The sequence below is a fragment of the Arthrobacter sp. CMU6 genome, from assembly GCF_059090205.1.
Genome location: NZ_JBNHFL010000118.1, coordinates 1 through 283 on the forward strand (window position 1 = coordinate 1; position 283 = coordinate 283).

General features: G+C 69.6%; 1 pseudogene. It reads right to left on the minus strand.

Annotation, left to right across the window (positions count from 1 at the left end):
* Positions 1-283 (minus strand): annotated as a pseudogene (locus AC5RWD_RS23320) (hypothetical protein); the annotation flags it as partial.

Consider the following 283-nt stretch of genomic DNA (forward strand, 5'->3'; position numbering starts at 1 on the left):
CCGGGGCGGGGCGCAGGCTGACGGACCGCTCCGACGCGGCGTGGCTGGCGCGCTGGGTGACGGAGCGTGCGTCCCGCCGGATAGCGGCGGCCTTGACGGTGGCGATGACGGCCCGGGTCCCGGCGCCGTTGAAGGTCCCTGTATCCGCGGCCAGTTCCTCATCGACCGCGACCCGGTCTTCCACGCTCAGGCAGGCTGTTTCTTTCACTACGTGCATGGTGCGTTCTTCGTTGAGTTGGCCGGTGTCCAGGGCGGTCAGGGTGTGGGGCATTTCGGTGACCAG